The sequence below is a fragment of the Silvibacterium bohemicum genome (assembly GCF_001006305.1).
GTDB lineage: Bacteria > Acidobacteriota > Terriglobia > Terriglobales > Acidobacteriaceae > Silvibacterium > Silvibacterium bohemicum.
Map to the genome: position 1 here is coordinate 586,225 of NZ_LBHJ01000012.1, position 25,393 is coordinate 611,617.

General features: G+C 56.4%; 14 protein-coding genes and 2 riboswitches. Of the genes, 7 read left to right on the forward strand and 7 right to left on the reverse strand.

Going from position 1 to position 25,393, the window contains the following annotated elements:
• Positions 1-142 precede the first annotated feature (142 nt).
• The 3 genes from XX99_RS18760 to XX99_RS18770 all read left to right on the forward strand — a co-directional run bounded on the left by XX99_RS18760 (position 143) and on the right by XX99_RS18770 (position 5,039).
• Complete coding sequence (locus XX99_RS18760) at positions 143-3,703, forward strand: carboxypeptidase-like regulatory domain-containing protein (RefSeq protein WP_231581486.1); 3,561 nt, start codon at positions 143-145, stop codon at positions 3,701-3,703.
• Between the two features lie 138 nt (positions 3,704-3,841).
• Positions 3,842-4,543 carry a response regulator transcription factor gene (locus XX99_RS18765; RefSeq protein ID WP_050060900.1) on the forward strand — a complete coding sequence of 234 codons (702 nt, stop codon included), beginning with the start codon at positions 3,842-3,844 and terminating at the stop codon, positions 4,541-4,543.
• 76 nt (positions 4,544-4,619) lie between these two features.
• The gene (locus XX99_RS18770) at positions 4,620-5,039 is read left to right on the forward strand and encodes a CRISPR-associated protein Cas5 (RefSeq protein ID WP_184085087.1); all 420 of its coding nucleotides are present in this window, start codon (positions 4,620-4,622) and stop codon (positions 5,037-5,039) included.
• 145 nt (positions 5,040-5,184) lie between these two features.
• Here XX99_RS18770 and XX99_RS18775 read toward each other — a convergent pair whose 3' ends face one another.
• Positions 5,185-6,240, reverse strand: a complete 1,056-nt coding sequence (locus XX99_RS18775) for a ribonucleotide-diphosphate reductase subunit beta (protein ID WP_050060901.1) — start codon at positions 6,238-6,240, stop codon at positions 5,185-5,187.
• Between the two features lie 31 nt (positions 6,241-6,271).
• Positions 6,272-8,722, reverse strand: a complete 2,451-nt coding sequence (locus XX99_RS18780; RefSeq protein WP_050060902.1) for a ribonucleoside-diphosphate reductase subunit alpha — start codon at positions 8,720-8,722, stop codon at positions 6,272-6,274.
• Between the two features lie 101 nt (positions 8,723-8,823).
• Positions 8,824-9,014: riboswitch (cobalamin riboswitch) on the reverse strand.
• 385 nt (positions 9,015-9,399) lie between these two features.
• Positions 9,400-9,598: riboswitch (cobalamin riboswitch) on the forward strand.
• A gap of 169 nt (positions 9,599-9,767) precedes the next feature.
• Between XX99_RS18780 and XX99_RS18785 the strand changes: the two genes are divergently transcribed.
• From XX99_RS18785 to XX99_RS18795, 3 genes are all read left to right on the forward strand, one after another.
• On the forward strand, positions 9,768-13,232 hold the full coding sequence (locus XX99_RS18785) for an outer membrane beta-barrel protein (RefSeq protein WP_082125708.1): 3,465 nt from the start codon (positions 9,768-9,770) through the stop codon (positions 13,230-13,232).
• Positions 13,233-13,284: 52 nt separating this feature from the next.
• The gene (locus XX99_RS18790) at positions 13,285-14,598 is read left to right on the forward strand and encodes an Hsp70 family protein (protein WP_231581487.1); all 1,314 of its coding nucleotides are present in this window, start codon (positions 13,285-13,287) and stop codon (positions 14,596-14,598) included.
• Between the two features lie 190 nt (positions 14,599-14,788).
• Positions 14,789-15,700, forward strand: a complete 912-nt coding sequence (locus XX99_RS18795) for an NAD-dependent epimerase/dehydratase family protein (RefSeq protein ID WP_050060903.1) — start codon at positions 14,789-14,791, stop codon at positions 15,698-15,700.
• 254 nt (positions 15,701-15,954) lie between these two features.
• Here the strand turns inward: XX99_RS18795 and XX99_RS18800 are convergent, their stop codons facing one another.
• Complete coding sequence (locus XX99_RS18800; protein ID WP_082125709.1) at positions 15,955-19,527, reverse strand: TonB-dependent receptor; 3,573 nt, start codon at positions 19,525-19,527, stop codon at positions 15,955-15,957.
• Between the two features lie 513 nt (positions 19,528-20,040).
• Entirely contained in the window at positions 20,041-20,751 is a 711-nt protein-coding gene (locus XX99_RS27795) for a hypothetical protein (protein ID WP_184085119.1), read from the reverse strand.
• On the opposite strand from XX99_RS27795, the gene XX99_RS18810 reads away from it, so the two are divergent.
• Complete coding sequence (locus tag XX99_RS18810) at positions 20,716-21,999, forward strand: tetratricopeptide repeat protein (protein ID WP_050060905.1); 1,284 nt, start codon at positions 20,716-20,718, stop codon at positions 21,997-21,999. The genes XX99_RS27795 and XX99_RS18810 overlap by 36 nt on opposite strands.
• On the opposite strand, the gene XX99_RS18815 is transcribed toward XX99_RS18810, so the two are convergent.
• The 3 genes from XX99_RS18815 to XX99_RS18825 form a co-directional block, all read right to left on the reverse strand.
• Entirely contained in the window at positions 21,986-22,708 is a 723-nt protein-coding gene (locus XX99_RS18815; protein WP_050060906.1) for a hypothetical protein, read from the reverse strand. The genes XX99_RS18810 and XX99_RS18815 overlap by 14 nt on opposite strands.
• A gap of 92 nt (positions 22,709-22,800) precedes the next feature.
• Complete coding sequence (locus tag XX99_RS18820) at positions 22,801-24,114, reverse strand: MFS transporter (protein WP_050060907.1); 1,314 nt, start codon at positions 24,112-24,114, stop codon at positions 22,801-22,803.
• A gap of 129 nt (positions 24,115-24,243) precedes the next feature.
• Entirely contained in the window at positions 24,244-25,314 is a 1,071-nt protein-coding gene (locus tag XX99_RS18825) for a SurA N-terminal domain-containing protein (RefSeq protein WP_184085091.1), read from the reverse strand.
• Between the last annotated feature and the right edge of the window lie 79 nt (positions 25,315-25,393).

Genomic DNA, 25,393 nt, shown 5'->3' on the forward strand with positions numbered 1-25,393 from the left:
TTAATTATTTAAGAAGGAATCTCATAAGAAAACCGTATGGAATCCGTAACAAATCTGCAGCGGGCGCCGGCATTTATGCCTCCCTTGTGGGTTGCGAATTTATATGGACCTAGCCGGCATGAACGCCGGTCAGGAGAAAGACATGAATGTTGTTAGAACTTCAGCAGAGGAATTTCACAGCCACGCACTCGCCCTCTTGCGGGCGCAACAGACGCGGCAGTGGCTTCTTGAGGATCAAAAATCTCGCGAGCAAAGATCCTGCATTGAGAAACCTCAGCTTCGCATTGCTGGAATTGCGATTGCGATCCTTGCAGTGCTCCTGTGCGCAAGCACGTGCTTTGGCCAGTCTACGTTTGGAGGCATTCGCGGCACGGTTCAGGATGCATCCGGTGCCGCAATTCCTGATGCGCAGGTCACGTTACATAGCGTCGATGAAAATACCGACCAGGTGACGAAGACAGACGGCACGGGAAGCTTCATCCTGGAAAATATCAAGGCAGGGAAATACAGTCTTCGCGGCCAGCACGAGGGCTTTGCAGACTCCGTCCTCAATGGCATTACCCTGACGGCCCGGCAGGATCTTCGGTTCACGCTCTCGATGACGGTTGCTGCGCAACAGACCACGGTGGAAGTCACTTCGTCTGCCGCAGAAATCAACACCGAAAATGCATCCATCGGGGATTCAAAGAGTGGGACGGACATTGGACAGCTCCCATTGAATTTTCGCGCATCCACAACCAGTCCGCTGGCGGCACTTGCAACTTCAGCCGATGTGCAGCAGGACAGCCAGGGTAATTTCGCCATCGGTGGCGCAACATCGAATCAGATCGGATTCTCCGTTGACGGCATCTCCTCTGTGAACGTCTTTCAGAGCGGCGTTGCGCTCACGGTGAATGCTGCGGGCTCGAATCCCTATCCCTCATCTGAGGGCATTGCCGAACTCAAAGTCACGGCCTTCAATAACAACGCCGAGTTTTCCCAGATAGCCGACGTGACATTCACGACTAAGGCCGGCACAAACCAGTTTCATGGAAGCCTGTTTGAGTATCTCCAGAACGACGCCTTGAATGCGAACGTTTATAACTTCGCGGAAAAATCGCCGGAGAGATTCAATACCTTCGGTGGCAGCGTTGGCGGACCAGTCCTCATTCCTCATCTTTATAACGGGCACGACAAGACCTTCTTCTTCTTCGACTACGAAGGCAATCGCAGAAGGACTTCGGCAGCAGAGCAATACACGGTTCCGACTGCTCTTGAGAGGACCGGAAATCTGAGCGGTCTCGCCTCGACGGTTCCCAACGGTCTTACCAATCCGTTCACAGGGCAGGCATACCCCAACTATCAGATCACCAGCCCGCTCAGCCAGTCGTCACAGACGCTGTTGAATGACTACTATCCATTGCCGAATGCCGCCAATCTTGGCGGTGGCCTGAATTACCAGACCCTGGTCTCTACTCCTTCCAACACCAATGGCGTTGATGGGCGAATCGATCGGGTCATTACGTCGAAGCAGCAAGTCTATGCTCGTTTCAATTGGAAGAATCTTCTCGTCAATGTCGTGAACCCTCTGCTTCCCAACGACGTGGATACGGAGCACGATCGTAGCTTTCTAATCTCTCACAACTACGACATCAATAATCAATGGCTGAATGAGTTTCGTTTCGGTTTCACGCACACCATCCTCTCTCCGGATTTTCCAATTGAGGGCGCAGCCGCCATTGCCCAATTGGGTCTCCAGGGTGTGAACGTCTCTCATCATCCGACCGACGGTGGTTTCCCCAGCATCTTCTTTTCCGATGGCACGAACTTCACGCCGATCGGCAGGGATCACGTTGGGCCTACGCAGTCCAGCACCAATCAGCTCGCCGACAACGTTACATATAGCCGTGGCAGACACACGATACGCGCCGGATTCGATGAACGCTGGGTCCGTTTCCAGGTACCTGAGATCGAAACCCCCTCTGACGACTACGGGCTCTTCTCTTTCAATCAGAATGTATTCACCGGCAGCTCGTTCGGCGATCTCCTGCTTGGCCTTCCAAATACCACATACTTTGCGGTAACCGGCCCCAAAGATGATGCGGGCGGCATTCAAACCGGTTTCTATGGACAGGACGAATGGCGGGTGAGCGATCGCCTGACCGTGAGCGCCGGCCTTCGCTGGGAACTGCTTCCACCCTTTCAGGATGTGAACGGAATTCAGGCTAACTTCGATCCCAAGACGAACGCGGTAATCGTCAACGACACGCTGTATCAAAAATTGGGCGGTCCGGTGCTGGCCTTCCTGCAGTCATTCAATGCCTGCAATGCAGCGCCTCCGGGATTCTCAGCTCCCGCCGATGCGGGATATGCTCCTTCGACCTCGATACCTTGCACTTCTGTTGTATCGAATACACAAGAGGGCCTGCCGAAGGGATTGCGGCAGACCTATATGCGGAATCTTGATCCGCGCCTTAGCATCGCCTGGCGCCCATTCAGCAATGATAAGACTGTGCTCCGCGCCGGATTCGGCATCTTTACGGTGACCGCTCTCGGCCAACTGCAAAACAACAACGAGAGCAATCCTCAGGCATCTGTATTCACCTATACAAATAAGAGCGGGAACCTGCCCACATTCCAGTTCCCCCAGGTTGCTCCCGCCAGTGCTATCGGACAGGCCCCAGTGGGAGGTGGCGAGATCGAGCAGGCTACCGATCCGCGCTTTCGCGATGCGCAGTCTGCACAGTGGAACGTCACTGTGGAGCAGGCGGTTACCACGAACACAGCGGTTAGGGTAAGCTACGTCGGTTTGAACTCCTACCGTCTGCCCGTCACGGTCAATCTGAATCAGCAGCTGCCGACGACAGTTCCCGCTCCGCAGGCCAACCCCAACCCGATCCCCTTTCCAAACTGGGGAACGATTTTCTCAACGGAAAATTTGGGCCACCAAAACTATCAGGCGCTCGAACTTCAGGCGACTCACAGAATGGGAAATGGTCTTTCGTACCAGGCCAACTATACCTGGGCCCACGACCTCAGCGATGCGCAAGGCGACGCGCCAACAGCGTTTCAAGGCGAGACTCGTTACGGACTCGCCGACGAAGACCGCTTTGCGATCAACAAGAATCGCGGCAATGTGGTTGGAACACGGCGCAATCGCTTTCTGCTGACTGGAACCTATGAACTGCCGTATGGACGGGGGCGTCGTTGGTCGAATTCCTCCTCCATTATGAACGGCTTCCTCGGCGGCTGGAATATCAACACGATCACATTGCTCGAGACGGGGCCCTTCCTGACTCCTACGATGAGCGTGAGCAATGACCAAACCAACACTAACCCCTCCGCGGCGGATGTGGCTGTAGTTCGTCCTGATCGCGTCGGTAACCCCATGCCCGCTCACCGCACCAATGCAAACTACTTCAACATCAATGCCTTTGCACCGCCGCCCACGGGCGCGGGTAGAGTTGGCGATGCGAGCGTGGGCAGTCTCGAAGGTCCCGGTACGATCGCGGTCAATGCTGGTCTGGCCAAAACGATTCCCATTACTGAAGGAACGCACCTTCGCTTTGAGGCGACGTTCACTAACGTCTTGAATCACACAAACTTCGCACCTCCAGTGACGGACATTAGCAATCCGGCCTCTTTTGGTGCGCTCACCACGGCACAGACTGCGGAAAGCGCCGGCAACCGCACCGGTCAGGTCGCACTCCGCTTCGAGTTCTAACGCTGTTCTCAAACCAAACCCTAAGCCGGCCTGTCGAGACTTATTCGACAGGTCGCTCTATCGAGCAAGCTAGTTCACCCGTGGTTCGCCTCCGTGTATCGGAGGCGGACTGCACAGGGCAGTTGCGGGCTGAGACAAATGAGGGGCAATCAGAAAAGGGTTTTTGTCATTGCCGAGGCGGCGTCGGCGTGTTCTCAACTTCAGCAGGTTCTGTTGCCGTGGGGCTTCGATGCAAGGGGGATAAGCGGATACGAAAATGCATTAGCGTCTTTATATGAGGACGATTACGACGCGATTCTCCTAGACTATAGTGCGTCCATACTTAAAGTCAGCATGGTCTGCAAAGAGCTTCGCAAATTCCATTCTCGCCTCCCCATTCTGGTGGTGGGCGTTAGCAATTCTCTGAATGACAAAATAGCAGCATTGGACGCAGGCGCTGACGATTACATCGTGCGGCCTTTCTCGGAGCCTGTATTTGCGGCACAGTTGCGATCGGCGATACGAAGTTTTCGTGCATTGGCAACAACTGATGCAGGGGAACGCCTTGTGGTGAGAGAAATTGTCCTCGACACCGCCAGGCATCGCGTCGAGAAGTCGGGAGCCAAGCTCTCGTTATCTCCAACGGAATTTCGCGCGCTCAAAGAGTTGATGCAGCAGCCTGGCATTCCCATCTCCCATTCCGCGCTTATCGTCTCTCTCTGGGGGCAGGAGACTAAGTCCAACCGTCAGCACCTGCGGGTTCTCATTCGCAGTCTGCGTAAAAAACTTGAAACTAATCCTTCGGACCCGAGATATCTGATCACGCATGCATATGTCGGCTACTATTTTCGCGACTGTTAGTACCGCGTCGGTCATTTACAAATACTTTAGCTGCTCAACGGTAGGATCAGTAGTTAGGTGAATAGGAGGTGCTTCCATGCCTAATGTCCATGGTATTGAGTTCAATTTCAATCAATCGGAGTTAGTCAAAGACATAGTTCGCGAACTGCTGAAGGACGGAAACTGTGCCGTCTACGCAGTGCCGCATATCAAACCGAATGGTGAGCTTCGAATGGCTTCGACCCCGCCTTATCCTAAGTCGAGGCGCCAGAAAGGCGTTTTCCTGCGCATCCGGCCCGGAATCAACGAAGCAACGATTGTGCGCCCGATGAATGCGAAGGCAGGAGAGTCGCTGAGCAAGCTCACGAAATTCTCTCGCCTCGAGGTCTTGGAGACAATCCGTATCTGGCGTCAACAGACAATGCCCGACCTGCGCGCACCGCAACTCCATCCAGAGCTGATTGCCAAAAGTGTGCAAGGCGCCGTAGGGACCGTGAGAGCCGCTGAGGCATCGTAAGCAGCAGCCATGCGCTTTCAAGGAAAATGCTCGATCCACGGAATGTAGGAGTCAGACTCGCAGCTTTTAACCGCGCTGCAGGCGAACGAACTGACTCTTTCATCCGTGGTTCAGCGGCCGATTGCCTTACGCGGCATTTCTGAACTCAGAAATCTTCTCCAAAACCAACTTCGCCAACGACAGCACTTTGATACGCAGAAACGCGGCGCTCAAAGAAATTCGTCAGCTCCTGGACGTCTTGCAGATCCATGAAGCTGAATGGATTCTTGGCATTAAAAGCCGGCGCGATGCCAAGGCGCTTGAGTCGGGTGTCAGCTACGTAGCCCAGATATTGACGCATATCGCGCAGGGAAAGTCCGGCGACGCCACCGGCCAGCAGATCTTCGGCAAACTGGGCCTCAGCATCGACCGCTTCGTGCAGCATCGTAACGATGTTCTTCTCAAGCTCAACATCCCAAAGATCGGGCTCTTGTGCGCGGACTATGTTCACAACCTCGAACGCAAATTCGAGATGGCAGCTTTCATCGCGGAAGACCCAGTTGGTACCAGCGGCGAGGCCGTGGAGCAGGCCCTTCGAGCGAAAGAAGTAGACGTAGGCAAATGCCGCAAAAAAGAAGAGGCCTTCGATGCAGGCCGCAAAGCAGATGAGATTAAGCAAAAACTGACGGCGATGCTCTCGCGTCTCGAGTGCCTCTAACTGCTGAATAGAATCCATCCACTTCATGCAGAAATCGGCCTTCTTACTGATAGACGGAATATTCTCGACTGCGGCGAACGCCGCGGCGCGCTGGTCAGGATCGGGTACATAGTTGTCGAGCAGGGTGAGATAGAACTGCACATGTACGGCTTCTTCGAAGAGTTGCCGCGATAGGTAAAGACGAGCCTCGGGCGAATTGATGTGCTTATAAAGATTGAGCACAAGGTTGTTGGACACGATGCTGTCGCCCGTGGCGAAGAAGGCGACAAGACGCTGAATGACATGCACCTCGGCCGGCGTGATGCGCTGCTTCAGATCGACCAGGTCGGTTTGAAAATCGACCTCTTCGACGGTCCAGGTATTCTTGATGCCGTCCCGAAACATGTCGTAGAAAACTGGAAAACGCATGGGGCGAAGCGTCAGGCACAGACCCGGGTCAAGAATATGCGTGGGCGCCGCGACCGAGGAGTGAGAAGTGGGGCGAACTGCGGGTGCGCTGGACATGATGACTCGCTCTCTTTCGTGAGGGATAACGCTATTGGCAGGCTTCGCATGATTCCGGATTCTCAAGCGAACAGGAGACGGCCGCCTCTGCCGATACACTTGCCGGTACATGCGAAGCAGCCTGGCTGGCGCGAGCCGCGGTGCTTTGCACGGTTGTCTTCGCGATCTTTGTTGCGGGGCGCGAACGCAGGTAATAGGTAGTCTTCAGACCCCTTTTCCATGCGTACATATACATGCTCGAAAGCTTCCCGATGTTGGGAGATTCGGCGAAGAGATTGAGCGACTGCGATTGATCGACATAGGCGTTGCGCGAAGCCGCCATGTCGATGAGCGCCCGCATCGGAATCTCCCACACGGTGCGATAGAGAAGCTTGAGATCGTCTGGAAGACCGTCGATATTTTGTACCGAGCCTTCGGAGAGCTTGAGGCGCATGCGCATCTCTTCGTTCCAGAGATCGCGCGCTTGCAACTCGTCGATGAGATAGCGGTTCACCTGCAGGAACTCGCCGGAAAGCGTCTCGCGCTTGAAGAGGTTGGAGATCTGTGGCTCGATGCACTCATAACAGCCGACGATAGAGGCAATGGTTGCGGTCGGCGCGATCGCGATGAGAAGGGAATTGCGGATACCAAACTTCTTGATGCGCTGACGCAGCTCGTCCCAACGTGCTTCGTCGGAAGGTTGAACATTCCATAGGTCGAATTGCAATTGGCCGGCCGCCAGGCGTGTGTCGCCAAAAGTTGGGTGAGCACCACTCTGTTCAGCGAGGGTGATAGAGGCGGAGAGCGCGTGGAAATAGATCTCTTCCTGAATCTTTGTGGAAAGCGCCATGGCTTCAGCCGAATCAAAAGGAAGACGCAGTTGAAAGAAGACGTCCTGCAGGCCCATCAAGCCAAGGCCTATGGGTCTCCATTGAGCATTGGAGCTGGCGGCCTGCCCAATCGGGTAATAATTGATATCGATGACGCGGTCCAGCATCGGGACTGCAGTGCGAACCGTCGCGGCGAGTTTTTCGAAATCGAATGCGGGTTTGCCGTCGGCGTCGACAGTGACATGGCGGCCCAAGTTAATCGAGCCCAGGTTGCAGACCGCCGTTTGCGTCGCGGAAGTGACTTCCGTGATTTCGGTGCAAAGGTTCGAAAGATGAACGATATTTCCAGGCTTGCCCGTCTGGTTGCACTTCAGGTTGGTGGCGTCTTTAAAGGTCATCCAGCCATTGCCCGTCTCTGCGAGAGAACGCATCATGCGCGCATAAATGTCGCGGGCCTTGATCTGGCGGTGATAAAGCTTCTCGGCCTCAGCCTTTTCGTATGCCTGGGTGAAGGCATCGCCATACAGGTCGGGGAGCTGCGGAACATCCTTCGGATCGAAGAGCGACCATAGACCATCCGCTTCGACGCGCTGCATGAAGAGGTCAGGGATCCAGTTGGCGAGGTTGAGATTGTAGGTGCGTCGCGCGCCGTCTCCGGTGTTATCGCGCAGTTCCAGGAAGGATTCGATATCCGCGTGCCAGGGCTCAAGATAAACGCAACATGCGCCCTTGCGCTTACCGCCTTGATTGACAGCAGCCACGGAGCTATCGAGAGTGCGAAGCCACGGAACGATGCCGTTGCTCAAGCCGTTTGTCGCGCGGATAAGAGATCCTTCGCTGCGTACGCGATGAAACGCAAGCCCGATGCCTCCGGAAAACTTCGAGAGCATCGCGACGTTCTTATACGTGTCATAAATGCTTTCAAGTGAGTCATTCGGAGAGTCGTGCAGATAGCACGATGACATCTGCGCATGCTTCGTGCCGGAGTTGAAGAGGGTTGGCGATGAAGGCATATAGTCGAGCGAGGCGATCAGCCGATAAAACTCGATTGCCTCATGCGGTGTGCCAGCAAGTCCACAGGCGACCCGCAGAAAAAACTGCTGAGGCGTCTCGATCACGCTCCTTGAGATTGGGTCACGAAGCAGATAGCGATCGTAAACAGTCCGCAGACCGAAGTACTCGAAGCGGTCGGAGTAGCTGTCATCAATCGCGTGATTGAGCTTGCGAGCATGGGTTTGGACGAACTCCGCGGTGGCTTTCGCGACCACGCCTTCCTGATGGCCATGGGCGACAGACTGGGAAAACGAATAGAGATTGAGGGCGGAAACTTCCTTGACGATGGTGGCCAGCAGCAGGCGTGCCGCAAGCCGGGAATATTGCGGCTCCTCGGCGATAAGCGAGGCCGCAGTGTCGATCGAAATCGTATCCAACTCGCGGGTGGTGGCGCCGTCATAGAGACCGCCGATGGTCTTCGACGCGACACGAATGGCATCTACGTGAGTGAGTCCATACGACGAACGTTGGACCGCGCGGACGATCTTGTTGACATCCACGGGCTCTAGAACGCCATTGCGCTTTTTGACGTGCATCACCGGCATCTCTTCCCGCACCGGAAAGCCGGGGTTGATATCGGCGAGCGTGGTCTGTACGTTGGTATTTATGGTAGCGGCCATGGATGAATCTCCTTGGCCTCGGAAGCGTTGCGAAGAAACAACAGTATGCCTTCGCTGATGGCGAAGAGCGACACGTTGCCACCTCGCCTCCCCTCGGAGGCGCGTGCGAATTTTCCTGGGCAGGTCTTCGGACTCTGCAGGCTCAACCCTACTCGCCGGACTTCCCAAAGCGTTGTCGCTTCAGTGTCATCGTGTGCTTTCGTACCTGCTTACCGCTGCGGGGCAGTTCCGGAGTTTCACCGGATTCCCTATTGATTCTCCTTTGGAGAAAACCATGGAATAAGGCCACCATATCTTGCGCCGATCGATAGCGCAAGCCCATTGCTTGTGGATTTCGGGTGAAAGTCAGCACTCCCGGCTAGAGATCGAGAGTGGGCGCGGCGTGCCATATACGTTCGCATGATGAGACATCTTCGTTTCCTCGAACGCCATCGCAAACTCGATCTCGGATCTTATCCACGAGGAGCATCGCGAGCGCGAGTGCAGGCGAACATCGTGAGAACGCTTCTCGAGTTATTTGCTACGAATCTTGGTTCGAGCATGAACGGACCCTCTCTTCCGCTCACGCCGGATCGCGCTGTTTATGCCTCGCAAAATCGAACGCAATTTGCCCAACAGAAAAAAATCGAAATGACATCGTCGAGACACTTCGAAGTTGGCGATGTGGTAATTTGCGTTAGAGTAATAGCATCTTGGGTGCCCGCGAGGGCATAAAAGGGAAGCCGGTGTGAGTCCGGCATGGTCCCGCCACTGTGATCAGGAAAATGACTTTCCAGTAGCCACTCGGTCTTCGATCGGGGAAGGCGGAAAGTCAGGAGTCTGGCAACGCCGACTCCGCCTGTAAATCAGGAGACCTACCTAAGGCGAATTTGTGACACTTCTCCGCGTGGAAACGGAAAGCGATCGCTCATCAGCCTTTGAGCTTTTGTGCCCCTTCCCGCCATTTCAGGATTGTGAGGCGCACTTGTTCCGACCGACTTCGATTTCCCCCGTTGCCGCCACTCGACCAGGCCTCCTTTGGCTCGCGATCGGATTTTTTCTTTTGATGTCAGCGCCCTTGTGGGCCGCAACTGGAGGCAGTATCTCCGGCGTGGTTGCGGATCAAAGCGGCGCTCTGGTTCCGGGAGCGACGCTGAAGCTGGTCAACACTGCGCAGCAAACGACCTATCAGGCGCTCTCTGACAAGCAAGGCCTCTACTCTTTCCCCAATCTTCCGGTCGGCCACTACGATCTCACTATTGAAGCCAATGGCTTCACGCCGCAGCGCAAAACAAATCTGACAGTAGACGCGGCCTCGGCGATTCGAGTGGACGTCGGCCTTGCAATTGGCTCGCGCACCGATTCTGTAACAGTCACGAGCGAGAACACCGTGCAGGTCGAGACCGCGGCGACGAATCTGGGTGAGGTTGTCTCGGGAGACCAGATGACTGCGCTTCCGTTGAACGGACGCAGCTATACGGATCTCCTTGCGATTCAACCAGGAGTAGCTCCCGTCTCGACCCTGTTGCCCACCTCGGTCATCATGGCAGGCGTGACCGGCAGCATCGATCCCTCGGGAGACCTGAACCCCGGCAATCTTTCCATCAACGGCCAACGCGAATCGGCGAATGGCTTTCTTGTGGATGGGATCGATGTGCAGGAGCACATGAATGGCGGTACTTCGATCATTCCCGACCTTGATTCCATCGAGCAGTTTCGAGTTTTAACGACGAATTTCGATCCGGAGTACGGCAACTACAACGGCGGCATCGTGACCGTCGTCAGCAAATCGGGAACCAATCAACTTCATGGCAGAGCATTCGAGTTCTTCCGCAACACGAATCTGGATGCGCGGGGCTACTTCGATCCCACCCGCTCCGCCTTCAAGCAGAATCAGTTCGGCGGAGCGATCGGCGGTCCCATCAAGCGGGACAAAATCTTCTTCTTCGGCGACTACCAGGGAACGCGAACGACCCAAGGCGTCTCGACAGGGAACATCTCAGTACCCACTCTCGCGCAGCGCAGTGGCAATTTTCTCGATCCCAGCACGGGGGCAAACATGCTTGCGGGCAACGTAAGCGGTCCCTACATTGCCTCCTTGCTGACGCAGGAGCTGGGCTACGCCGTTACTTCGGGAGAAGCATATTCTTCTGTTTTTCCGAATGGCGTTATCCCGCAGGGCGCATGGTCCGCGCCCGCGAAGAACCTGCTGCAATACATTCCTGCTCCCAATGTGAGCGCAAGCCAGTTCTCCACTTCCGCCTTCTCGCAGACGGTGCGTGACGATAAGGGATCGGGGCGCGTCGATTACAACAGTTGGCTAGGTCAGTTATCCGGTTATTACTTCTTAGACGACTACCTGCTGGACAATCCCTATCCGGGATCGGTTGCCGGCGCGAGCGTTCCCGGCTTCGACGCACTGACGATCGGACGAGCCCAGCTCTTCTCCTTGGGAGATACAAAGATTCTTGGCGCAAATACCGTGAATGAATTTCATCTCGGCTTTCTCCGCAATGCAAACATCATCGGTCAGCCGAAGGGTGGGCTCGGAGTGAGCCTGGCGTCACAAGGGTTTGCCTCGCCATCCAATGATGGAATCTTCGTGCAGGCGCCGCAATTTGAAGGTGTGGAGAACATCACCTTCCCGACATTTACCATGGGCGTGCCGATCACAAACCTGACGCAGGTAAACAATACCTGGTACGTGAGTGACGGCGTCTCCCGATCAATGGGCTCCCATACGCTGAAGTTCGGTGGCCAATACCACGCGGATCAGGTGAACAATCATCCGAACGCCACCTTCAACGGGACCTTCAACATCGACAGCAGCACTGAAACAGGCAACTCGTATGCCAACTTTCTGTTGGGCACTCCGAGCAACTTCACCCAGTCTTCCGGCCAGCCGTTCTATCTAAGAAATCGATACTTCGGCCTGTATGGGCAGGACAGTTGGCGCGCGCGAAACGATCTGACAATCAATGCGGGTCTGCGCTGGGATGTCATCGCACCCTGGTGGGAAAAATTCAACCAGCTGCAAACCTATATTCCGGGAGCACAGTCAACTCTCTATCCGGGAGCTCCTCCGGGACTGGTCGTTGCCGGTGACCCAGGCGTGCCAAAGACGCTCGCTCCTATCGACTACAGGAACTTCGCGCCGAGGGTCGGCGTTGCTTATTCGCCCCGGTTTGAACAGGGATTCTGGAGCAGGATTTTCGGAAGCAATGGACAAAGCAGTATTCGGGCCAGCTACGGCCTTTTCTACACTGCATTTCAGGGCCTTTCGGCGGGCATCATGTACGCTGTTCCTCCCTTCGGTTTTAACTACCTCAGCCCGGGACCGCCGTTGTTGGCCCAACCGTTCATTACAGCAGCTAGCGGAGTGAACAACGGACAGCGTTTTCCGTTCCCCTTTCCCTCACACCGCGTCTCCGCGTCCAAACCGGATACTGCAGTCAATTGGGCCAACTTCGTTCCCTTGGCTGCCGACCCGTTTTTCGATCACAACAACCGTCCGACCTATACCAGCAACTACATGCTTTCGATTCAGCGGCAGATTACGCGAGAGACCTTGTTGACCGTAAGCTATGTGGGCAATCAAGGACATCGCATTCTCGCTTTGGTCTCAGCCAATCCTGGTAATCCTGCACTATGTCTGAGTCTCCCGGGCTGTGCTCCCTTCGGTGAAGACGCTAACTACATAAACAGCAGCGGACAGACCGTTTTTGGAACGCGAACAGGCCAGAACATAGGCACTCAGATCACCTCGACCAGCGAAAACTACGGAGAGAACACCTCCGATAGCTCCATCGCCAACTCCAGCTACAACGCTCTCGAAACGACTCTTCGCTACCAGCACCACAGATCGCAGTTTCTGTTGAGCTATACCTACGCGAAGTCGATCGACCAGGGATCGAATCTCGGAGAACAGCTTAATCCCATCGATCCGCGCCAGAGCCGCGCTATCTCGGCTTGGGATATGAAACATGCCTTCGTCGGGAGCTATACGCTGGCGCTTCCCTTTGCCGAGCTTCTGCATAAGAGCAATCGCCTGACAGAAGAATGGAGTCTCTCCGGCACGACCCGATTCACTACGGGCTTTCCTGTAACGCTCTTCGATAATTCGGATAACTCGCTGCTCGGCACGCTCGGAAACGGCGCGAATAACTTTCTGCTCGATACTCCCCCGCACCTGCCGGGGGCACTCAAGATCAACACGAACGGCCGCAATGGCCGTCCGGCCTTCAATACTGCCTTGTTTCCCGAGGAAAATCTCGGTCAGCTTGGAAATGCGAAGCGCCGGGTTTTCTATGGTCCGGGGATTGAGAACTTCGACATGACGCTCCAAAAAGGCTTCCGCCTGCCCGACGCAAAATCACTGGAATTCCGTATGGAGGCATTCAACGTATTCAATCATGCTCAGTTCTACGGCCCCTCCGCAGTGGATGGACAGACTGAAGATCCCAGCTTCGGCCAGATTGAAAGCGCCGCCGCTCCGCGCCTCGTACAGCTTGCAGCGAAGTTCTCTTTCTAGATGATCGGGCTGCCCATGCGCGGCGGCCCAATCATTGCGAAAATAAGAGTCAGTGGAGACTCCGTCAGAAAACATCATCGGCATTGACTTCGGTACCACGAACAGCTCGGTCGCATTGGCTCACAAAGGCCGCGTGCGCATGGTGCCGTTTTTGCGGGCGGGCGGAGAAACCTTCTCCTCCCGCTCGTTGCTCTATCTCCAGAGGCAGATGCATCTTGCGCGCAAGCCGGTCTCGGTCTGGACAGGCGCGGAAGGCATTGAGAGATATCTCGACCACGACAGTTTCAGCGATGAAGTGCAGGGGCGGTTGATCCAATCCCTGAAAAGCTATCTGTCCGCCCGCAACCTCGCCGGCACCGAGATCTTCGGCAGGCAATATCGTTTTCAGGACCTGGTCGCGCGCATCCTGGGCGATCTTCGTTTGCGCGCAAGCGAGTGGCTTGGCTTTGAAGTAAAGCAGGCTGTCGTCGGACGTCCGGTGATGTTCGTCGGAGCCGATTCGGAAGACGACAATGCGTTCGCTGTGGATCGTCTGCGGCAGGCTTTTCTGCAAGCGGGTTTCACGCATGTGACTTTCGCCATGGAGCCGGTCGCCGCGGCCTATGCCTACGAATCCACGGTCACTCAGGACGAGCTGGTTCTAATCGGCGACTTCGGTGGAGGAACGACGGATTTTTCTCTTCTTCGCGTCGGACCTACTGCGCGAACTTCCCAAGGGTTGCAGGTCCTTGGAAACAGCGGCATGGGGATTGCCGGTGATGCATTCGACGCAAGGATCGTGCGCAGGCTCATCTCTCCCGCATTGGGCTCGGAATCGATCACGCGTTCTTCGGGAAAGATTATGCCGGTATTGCCTGCATGGGTTTACACCAATCTTGAGCGCTGGCACACCCTGTCGTTCCTGCGGACACGCGCAACCATGGATATGCTTCGCTCTGCGGAAAAGCGTGCTCCGGAGCCGGAGAAGATTGCCGCGCTGATCACGATTGTCGAGCATGATTTGGGCTATCGGCTGCATCAGGCAGTCCAGCATGTGAAGGTGGATCTGTCTCACCAGGAAGAGGCGGAGTTCGTTCTCGATACCGATATGCTCCATCTTCGTGCGCATGTGACTCGCACCCAATTTGAACAATGGATTGCACCTGAACTTGCGCGCATGGAAGGAAGTCTGGAGGATCTCCTGCAAAAAACGGAGATTTCTCCCGCGCAGGTCGACCGCGTCTTCCTGACTGGGGGGACTTCGCTTGTTCCGGCGGTGCGAAGCCTTTTCACTCAGCGATTTGGAGAAGATCGGGTGCAAAGCGGAGAAGCCTTCACCTCGGTGGCCTATGGACTGGCTTTGATGGCCGCTGGCTCGCAAAGCTGAGCTCCTGATGGTTCCCTTCAGGGCTGCTTCCGTGAATTAAAAAACATGGAAAAGATGGCTCTCGGTTGGAGGAAACAAGTCCCATAGCCTCAGGCATTGAGGCATACTTCTGTGTTGTGGGCAAACGGAGTGAATTCGTCATGCTCATGGCGACGATCTGGTTCTGAGGCATTTGAGGGAGGAGCGGGTGATGCGTGTATTTGTGGCTGGAGCGAGCGGAGCGATTGGCGAACCGCTGATCGCAGAGTTGCAGAAGCAGGGACACTTGGTGGTGGGGATGACAACCAGCGTGGAGCGGGCGAAGACTCTGGAGCGCCGGGGAGCCGAGGCCGTAATCGTCGATGCGTTCGATGCCGCAGCAGTTGAGGCGGCACTTCGCCGGTCGAAGGCAGAGGTGGTCATCGACGAGCTGACATCGCTGCCCAAGGAACTAAGCGATATGCCGAAGTATGCGGCAGGCGACAGGAAGCTAAGAATCGAAGGCGGAGGAAATCTGTTTCGTGCCGCGATCGCGTGCGGCGTGCGGCGATATTTACAACAGTCGAGCGGATTCTTTTTGAAGGCGGCGGAAGGAACGCTTGCGGATGAGTCGTCTTCGCTGGATGTCAATGCAAGCCCGGGTGTAGCGGCCAGTGCCCGGACTTATGCGGAACTGGAAGCACGCCTTTTCAGCTCGAATGCAATTGAGGGCGTAGGGCTGCGCTATGGATTTTTTTATGGTCCAAAAACGTGGTATCACCCCGGTGCGGCAGCGGCGAATATGGTGATGAAGCAGCAGAATCCCGTGGTTGGCAAAGGGCAGGGAGTGTCGTCGTTTGTCCATATTGACGACGCTGCAGTTGGAACAGTGGCCGCACTCACGGCGGAGCCCGGCGTGTACAACCTGGTGGATGACGACCCATCTCCGCAGGCTGTGTGGCTGCCGGCGTTCGCGAAGTTTGTAGGAGCTCCTGAGCCCGCGCATATGAGCGAAGCGGAAGCGACGGCGATTGCGGGAGAAGATGTGGTGTATTACGCGACCAAATTGAGCGGAGCTTCGAATGCGAAGACAAAGCAGGTTCTTGGATGGAAGCCGCGGCGTTTGGAGTGGCTGGAGGTCTAAACAATCGTTGCGTGGAACAGCTTCGAAGCGGCCTCATCACTGCGATTAGAGCGAAAGGCGTGAAAATGTCAGAAAAAGGCTGCGGCGATCTCATCGATCCACGCAGCCCTTTATGAGAATTCGAGCGGTCTACTAATTTTTGTAATGTCCCGTCAGTCTCACGACCGGGCGAAGGAAGAATCTCAACGACGGTGATCAACGAACATCGCCGAGATTCTTCGCTTCGCTCAGAATGACGAGCACGCGACGCGAGATTAGAACTCCAGCCGAGCTCCGAACTGGAGGGTTCGCATATATGGCAAACCAGCGCCCGATACTGCGCTGTCGACTCCGGTGATTAGGCCCGAATCGCCAGTGCTGCAGTCGATGCAGCGGGCATTGGAAGCGCTTGGAACTCCAAGCGGCACATGGTTGAAGACGTTGAACGCCTGGAACTGAATCTGCGCCCTCACCTGCTCTCGGATGGGAATGTCCTTGAAGACCGAAGCATCCGCAAAGAAGTCAGAAGGACCGCGAAGCCAATTGCGTCCTACATTGCCAATGGTCCCGAAAGCGGGCCGGGCAAACGCACCTGAGGATGATCCGGCCGTGGCAAGCGGCGCCACAGGAGAGAAATACCGGATCGCATGCGTCACAGGGTCGAGGCTGCCGACGTTCAGAGGCAGCGTTCCACCCGTCTTGTCAGGCCGGCAATCGCTGGAAGTGCCGGGGCTGGCGAAGTTGCTGTCGATGTCCTGATCGCTGCCGCACTCGCCATACGTGGGTGTAAAGGGAAGTCCGCCCTCCCATGTAGAATTCGCCGCAAGCTGCCAGCCGCCCAGCAGTTCGTTGACTGTGCGGTTCGCATCGCCCAGCAGCATCTTTCCTTTTCCTACCGGCAACTGCCACAGCCCAGTGATGGTGAAGAGTTGATTGCGATTCGTGTCGTTCGGTCCGTACTCCACGCGAGGATTTTGCGCGAAGTAAGTGGAGTTATAGTTGAGCGCGCGCGACCACGTGTAATTGGCGAGAATGCTGAAGCCGTGCGCGAAGCGCTGCTGAACGGTTGCCTGCAGTGCACTGTAGTTGGCACGCGCTGCGGGGAACAAGGAAGTAATGTCCTGGCTGCAGCAGTTGACAACTGCTCCGTTGTATAAGCTGGTGAAGCGATCGAAATAAGGTCTGCGTTGATCGCGGCTGCATCCGCTCGGGGAGCCAGGCGTGCAAGGTGTCGGGATGTTGGGATCGACCGCAGTCAGATCTGCAGGAGTCGACGGGAGCCGCGGTTCGTTCGCGCTGAACCCGTAAGTCTCGCCCGGATAGATGCGTTCGGCGACATTCCCTACATATGCAATGGTGAAGGTCATGTCCCCGGTGATCTGCTGTTGGAGGCTCAAATTCCACTGGTCGACTTTGGGAAGAAGCAGCGTGTTAGGCCGCCACGGCGCGTTAAAGCCATTCTGGATGGGAATGATTCCGTTGGCTGGGATAAAGGGTGCGGCGGGACTGGCCGGCAGCGTTCCGAAGGAATACTGATACTGTCCATTCGCGTTGCCTTTGGTCGCATCCTCGTCGATGTAAACCGGTAGATTGTGAGTCATCGCGCTGCCGAAGATGGTTCCGAAAAACCCTTCGTCGTCGAAGACCTGTGCCGCTGCTCCGCGGAAGATCGTTCCCGGTCGCGCCTGCCAGGCAAAGCCCAGGTGTCCACCGAGGTTGGTGAGGTCCACGTTGGCGCCGCCATTGGTGCCGAAACCACCGACACCAGCTACACGAATTATGCCCGCCGGAAGATCGGTAAATCCACCTTGCCCGGGACTATTAACCGTCTCGGGAAAGACAATATCCCAGCGAACGCCATAATTCAGGGTGAAAGTCGGGGTCACCCTCCAGCGATCTTCTGCATAAAACGCACCGCGCTTCTGACGATTGCCGGCAGTCTGGCTATAAACGTCATAGCGCTGGAAGGTATCGACAAAGCCCAGCAATACAGACGCCAGGCCCGAACCCGTCGGTGCAGCCGACCCCGGAACGGTCGTGCTGCCGTATCCGAAGCTGAGCTCGCCGGCGCGATCGAAGTCGCTAGCGTTGCGGAGGTTCAAGGCATAGCGAAGGTCTGCACCGAAACGGACGGAATGATTGCCATGAATCATCGTCCAGTTATCAGCGACTTGAAAGACCTGTTCGCTCTCCAGCAGGGGGCAGTTGCAACCCTGTGTGCCGAAGTTGCTGATGCTGCCATCCTCGAGGTTGTATGTAGGTGAGCCTGAGGTGCTGAGCGTTCCCTGATTCAGATTGGGTAGTCCAATCGCCGCTGCCGGCGCGGCGCCATAGTCGAGCTTGTTTTCGTCGACGTGGTAATCCAGGAAACCGAAGCGGAAATCGGTTAGCAAGTTAGGACGCACAGCCCAATCGAAGCCAACGGATGCGCTCTGGTTCTGGACCTGATCATTGCCGGTGGTGTTTCCCACTCCGAAGCCGCTCCCTCCGGCAGCGCCGAAGACCGCAGCGCCAAAGAGCCGATAGTTCGCGTAATCGTAACGGCCGAAGGCGTGAATGTTGGGCGTAGCCTGCGCGTCAAAGCGCGCATCGGCCTGGTCTCCGTCGTTGTTGCCGTTTCCGGAGGCGACGTAATTGTTAACCGTCGAGCCGGCCGCACCTGAATTCGGCGCGGGCAGCGCGTTCAGCAGAGCAATGCCCTGCGCGGTGAGAACCGAAGCTGGAACGGCCGCTGCCGGATAAGTGGTTCCGGTGGCCGGATCGAATACTGTTGTAGCGTACTGGCTCAGATTGCAGGGACCGGCTCCGCTCAGGCATGTACTGCGCACCAACGCGGTGGGAACATTCTGCTGAAGCGTCTGGCCGACACGCTGCCGCGTGCCTTGATAGTCGAGAAAGAAGAAGGCCCGGTCTTTCTTGATGGGGCCGCCGAACGATCCGCCGAACTGGTTATACAGCTGGCCGGGAAAAGGAACTCCGGGATATTGCGTGAATGGATCGCGGGCCTCGAATTCGCCGCTGCGGCGGAAGTCGAAGAGGTCGCCATGAAACTGATTTCCTCCCGACTTCGTTTCAGCCACCACGAATCCACCTACGGCGCCACCGAACTCTGCCGGATAATCCTGCGTAATGGTCGTGATCTGGCTAACGGAATCGAGCGTTGGGTTTACGACGATGATGCCGTCAACCGGTTCGCGGTTATCGGTGCCATCCAGCTCCCAGCCCAGAGTTCCATAGTTGCTTCCATTCGCTTCTACGGCCACCGTTCCCTGGGGATTCTCTGTGGGATTGATGCTGAAGCTCGATCGTTGAATACCAGGGCTAAGCAGGGTGAGCTGGCTGGCATTCCGGTTGATATTGGGAATGGTGCTCACCTGCTGTGAGTCCAATGTCTGCGATACATCGGCGCTATCGGTTTTGAGGGGCGGCGCTGCGTCGGTGACGGTTACCGTCTGCGCAGCAGATCCCGGCGTCAGGCGCAGATTGATCTGTTGCGTCTGGCTCGCCAGAATGCTCACGTTCGGCGACTGTGCGGGAGCGAATCCCGAAGCCTCGGCTTTGACGACATACGTATCGGGAATGAGCCGCGTGGCTTCGAAATTTCCACTGGCATTGCTGGTCACGGTCTGCGAAACGTCTTTGGTTGTGTCTGTCACCGTGACCGTTGCATTTGGAATGACCGCGCCGGTCGGGTCATTCACCGTACCGATAATCGATCCGAAGACCGCCTGCGCATTCGCGGGAAGAGAAAACAGAAGAGAGATGGAAAAGAGGACGACGACTGAAGAAAGAAAGGCGATTCCTCTCCGGCTACGCGGAGAAGATGGGGGATACATCCGGAACTTCATAAGACTGCCTCCAAAAAGGATGCGGGGGCCAATCACATTGGATTGCCCTGTATATGTACTGAAAAGCTATGTACTACACGGTCATCATTGTGAACGCACAAATCCGCTCACCGACAGCTTCCGCATGTGGGCTTAGATGCTGTCGTTCGAAGAGGAGATTGCTGGATATTTTTCGCGGCTCTAAAAGAGCTCACAGAATAATCGTCGTGACGCGAAGTATTCGGCGAAGGGTATTTACTGAATTGCCGCGATTCGTTTGAGTCTAGTCCGTAGATGGAGGGTCTTCTTGCGAAGATAACGGCGACCGGTGACGGCAGCTGCGATCGTCCGAGTATTAGCGCTCGTCGCTAGGAGTGGTTTTGACGAGAATACGGCCGGCCCTGGGTGAGCGTTGAACTCCTGCGCGAAACGATAACCGGAGGGCATTCAACTTTTGGCAAATCGGCAGAATGAGACTTCCTGGAATTGAGGGACGGGAAGAGCGCGCCAGGGACCGTCCCTCAAAAGCCCTTGTCAATTACCTGCAATTAGAACCGTCTCCTGCTCTAGCGCTGCCTGTTGCGTCTGCGCTTTTACCTGCTTCTCCAGCTTCGAACGGGGTATTTGTCCGTTCATGGCGATCGAGGGGGAACGAATTTCGCTTAAAAAATAGTATTCACCGTACTTGTGGAAGACCAGCCGCGATGGCCCATCGAATTGGTGGCCATTACCGATGCCGAGCTTGACCAAAACCCCGAGCGGCCGGTCACGATCTTGAATAACAATGACGTCGTCTGGTTCGGGAGTGAGCCGATAGTTGCCGGGGGGAAGTTGTTTGCTGCCGACGACAAAATTGAATGGGACTGCGACGCGCAATTCACGGGTTTGCGCCTGCAGGCCCGCGGTACAAAAGCTTGCCGCCAAGATAAAAGCGCTTGCTAAAAATCGTTTCATGGAAATCACCTCATTGGGGAAAAGCTTAGTTGGGCGCTCAAGGTTTGTCGTTAAACCCTCATCCAATAAGCGCGTAATTCGTTGAGTAGCATTTTTGACGAGTATCGCGTCGCGATCGCATTGGCTCCAGTTCTCCGGCTGCCATAAAATAAACAGATGCCGGACCCATTTATTCCTTCGTCCGCAGTTGTTCAGGCAATGGTGTCCCAGGCACTTCAGCATCATCAGGCGGGCTTGCTGGCTGAAGCCGGTCAAATGTATCGGCAGGTTCTCGCTATCGATCCGCATCATGCCGACGCGTTGCATCTTTTGGGCATGGCCGGCTATCAATCGGGACAACACGACGAAGCCGTCGACCTCATCCGCAAGGCGATCGCGATTCACCCCGCAGCCGTCTCTTACCACTCCAATCTCGGCAATGTCCTGCAGGCGCAGGACAAGTTGGGGGAAGCATCTGAGAGTTACCGGCGCGCACTGGCGCTTAATCCTGACTTGGCCGAGGTCTATGTCAATCTCGGCAATGTATTGCAAGCCCAGGGTGATGTAGAGAGAAGCCTGGCGTGTTATCGCCGTGCGCTGTCTCTGAACCCCGGCCTGGCCGAAGCCAGCGTCGCCGAGTCGATGGCACTTTTACTGCAAGGAAATTTGGCAGCCGGCTGGCGTAACTTCGAAAAGCGTTGGCGAACCGCCGACTATGAAACTCCGATGCGATCCTATCCGCTGCCGCTCTGGAAGGGCGAGCGGCTTCCATCTGGCCGTCTCCTGTTATGGGGTGAGCAGGGCATAGGTGACGAGATCATGTTTGCGGGACTTGTTCCCGATGTTGTCCGCACCGGCAATCACATCGTTCTCGACTGCGACCCGCGCCTCAAGCCGCTCTTTGCGCGGTCATTTCCCGAGGTCAAAGTGATATCCGGCTACGATCCTGTGACTGATACCGATCTCGACATTGCTGCTCATCTGCCCAGCGGCAGCCTGCCGGGAATTTTGCGCACCACTCACTCTGCCTTTGCAGCGACTAAGTCGCCCTACTTAGTCGCGGATCCCGCGGAGCGCCAGCGATTTCACACTAGCTACGCTGATGGCCGTCCGCTAGTTGGCTTGGCATGGCACACCAGAAATAAACAGACAGGCCAAAAGCGTTCTATCGGCCTATCCTCGCTGGCTCCGCTGCTGGAGCTGCCCGATCTCCGCTGGATAAGTCTGCAATATGGGGACCACGATTCGCTTGAGCAGCAAGCCGCCGGCGCACCTCTTCACATCGACCGAACCGTCGATCAACTTGCTGACATGGATTTTTTTGCCGCACAGGTTGCGGCCATGGATCTAGTTATCACCATCGATAACTCCACCGCGCATCTTGCCGCAGCCTTGGGTGTTCCTACTTGGCTGCTCTTGCCTTTCGCGCCCGATTGGCGATGGCAGCTTCAGTGCAGCGACAGCCCGTGGTATCCCACCGTGCGTATCTTTCGGCAGCCGCAGCGCAATGACTGGTCCTTCGTAATCCAACAGGTAGGAGTAGAGCTTACTCTGCTGTGACGTTCGTTGCCTTATCTTTCTCGAAGGCCACCGCCCACTTCTTGCCTCCGGCGTCGTAATGAACGGTGCGATTGCCAATGTCCGAAGAGTCGGACTGCTGAATCATGCCCAGCGACATCGCCGCCTGCAATTCGCTCATGCCCGCCTTGGCCTGATGCTGATCGATGCTCTGCCACACATCTGCCGCCCAGTGCTTATACATCTGGTGCGGATCATCGTAGTAGAAGATGTCGTCGCAGTAGTACTTCGAGTCATCGCCCTGGATAGAGCCGATGGCAGTCGCGAATTCCTTGTTGTCATCGCGCTTCTTAAAGATCGCGAATACCTGCTTGTCGCCGAGAGGAACGCGCGTAGCCAGATTGGCCGGAGCCTTCTCCGTGAGGATGTCTTCGATTTGAAGAGGTTCGACGCTGGGCAGTACGCCGGCCGGATGCGCGAACTCCACGTGATGGGCAACGTAAGGATAGTAGTCGAGCGTAAATCCGGACTGCACCCATACCGTCTTGCCGATCAGCGCCTTCGCCGACTTGAGATCGTCGATATAAAGCTTGCGCGGCAGCACTACATCGTCCGCGGTCAACTGACGCTCCACACGCTGCGGCTTCTGCGCCACAGGCGCATTGCGCTCCCGCCAGATGAAGTAGATGCGAAGTCCAAAGACCACCAGCAAAAGCAGGGTGACCAGTCCGATTATCTTCAGGTTCTTCATCGCAGAAATCCTTTCTTCATCCGCGCTGAGGTTCGTTCCGCGCGCTGTTCGTTCGCGAATCGCTTATTCGGCGCTTCATATTCTGATGCGTCTCAGCGGTGTCCCACTTCCTGTGCCGACTGTCCAATCTCGACATTCAGCAGGGCCTCAGCCGTAAGCTCGTTTGCCTGGCGCAGCGAAGGAAAGAGCACGCTCCATAATCCGGTGACTGCCATCGATCCGATACCGCCGATAACTACCGCGCGCACCGCTCCCCACCATTGTGCGGTGAGGCCGCTCTCGAACTCGCCCAGTTCGTTGGATGCGCCCAGGAACAGCGAATTCACCGCGCTCACCCGGCCGCGCATCTCCGGCGGCGTGCCCAGTTGCAGCAGGGAAGAGCGAATCACCACGCTGACCATGTCTGACGCGCCCACCATGAACAGCGCGAACAGAGAGAGCGGCAGGCTCTTTGAAACGCCGAAGAGAACGGTAAATGCGCCGAAGATGCCGACGCAGCACAGCATCAGCGCGCCGGCCCGGCGTCGTATCGGCCACCATGTCAACGAAACCGAAACTACCAGCGCTCCGATGGCCGGAGCCCCGCGTAGCAGCCCCAGACCACGCGGCCCCGCATGCAAAATGTCTTGCGCAAAAATCGGCATCAGCGACACTGCTCCACCCAGCAGCACGGCAAAAAGATCCAGCGAGATGGAGCCGAGCAGGATGGGCGTCCGCGCTACGTAGTGAAAGCCGGCGAGAATCACCTCCATCGATGCGGCGCGATGTTCCATGCGTCCGGGACGCACAGAGAGCGAACTCATCAGCGCGATGAACCACAGCAGGCAAAGCAGCGTGAAGATATAAACCAGCGGCGCTCCCGCAAAGCGATGGGCGAAGCCGTGCAGTAACGGCAGAGTGAAGAGCAGACCGCCGATTGCAGGCCCGCTGACATTGGCAATCTGGAAGAAGGTTGCGCCCCATGTCACCGCGTTGACGAAGTGCTCTTTGGGCACCAGGTGCGGAATGAGCGCAGAGCTGGCTGGTCCGCTGAAAGATCGGCCCGTGCCTATAAGAAAAAGCACCGCGTAGATAGGGACCACGCTGCGTAGCCCGTGCCAGGCGAAGAAAAACAACGCCAGCGTGCAGAAGACCTGCAGGCCATAACAAATCAGAATCACTAGCCGCCGGTCGAAGCGATCAGCAACGTGCCCTGAAGGCAGGATGAAAAGCAGTCCGGGCAGAAACAGTGCCAAGCCGGTGTAGCCAAGATCGATGGCCTTGTGCGTGATCTGGTAAACCTGCCAGGCCACGGCCAGCGCCTGCGCTTCCGATCCAATAATGACCATGACTCTGGCCGCCTGGTAGCGGCGAAAATCGCGAGAGAGAAATGCAGCTGCGGCCTTACTCGGGGGCTGGTCGGGCATTCGTCGCTTCTATACCGTTCGCAATAGTGAAGGTCGGATCGTTCAATCGGCCGGCGGGAGAGCCGTCGAGTTTGACTACGTTGGAAAAAACTGAAGTCGGGGAGCTAGTACTGCTCTCCTATTGTACGGTTAGCGCAGCAAGCCTTCGGCGTAGTAGTTTTCGATGTTCGATTGATAGCGCAGCATATCCACATAGGCTGTCTTCAGCAGTTCTGCCCGTTGCGCGCGCAGCTTTTCGCGGATGAACTGCTGCACCCGTGGGTCGCCGAAGCTATAGATGCCTGCAGGTTCGCGGAACAGCAACTTATAGATTGCAAACTGGTTTCCATCCGGACTCTGCAGGACATCGGTCGATTGCCCGGCCAGCAACTTGGAGACACTATCCCGCAGCAGAGGGTCGGAATCAAGCTGAGACTGCGTGAAATCGACATCGGCGTCGCCATCGATCGCGGCCGTCTTGATCTTCGCCAGGCTGTTCGCCAATGAGCTGAAGTCCTCACCCTCTTGCAGGCGAAGGTGAACCATCTGAATGGTCCGCAGTGCGTTTTCCCGGCTTGCCTGCTGGCCTGCCGTTGCCATGCTCGGCGAGGAGCCTGGTAGCGCGCTCACTACGATGCGTGCCAGATGATAGCGCGTCTCGGAGAGGTTGAACTCCTCCTGATGGCTTGTGTAGTAGGTGGAAAGATCGGCGTCGGTGATGTTGATCCGCGAAAAGACGTCCTTGTTCAGCAGCCGGTCGATCGTCAGCTCCCGCCGCACCTGTGCTCGCATGTCGGCGAGCGTGAGATTCGCGGCCCGCAGCTGCTGGTCGAACTCCTCCTGCGTGTAGGAGGCTTTCATCTCGGTCAGCTTTTCCGAGGCATCTTCATCGGTGGCTTCGAGGTTGAATCGTCTCGCCCGCTGCTCCAGAATCTCGTCGTTGATCACCTGTCCGAGCACGTCCAGGCGGCGCTGTTCTCCCGTCTCTCCGGAAAAAGCCTGCGGATGCAGCCGGTCGTATTCATCTACCTGCGCCGCGCTGATTGCCGCGCCATTGACCATCGCCAGTGATCCGGCCGGAGCAGCTCGATGGCAGCCGATGACCCCGAAGATCAGGCCGGTAACCGCAACTGCGGGAAGGCGGTACCGCCCGAGCGTATGCGAAGTGGCGGACCTATTCCTGACAGATCCATTCCCGGGAACGTTTGTAGCGAAGGACATCCTCGACATTGAGTGTAAACAATCGGACGCAGAGGGTGGAATCGTCGCCGCACTCAACGCCCCGGAGTGCGCGAGGTCA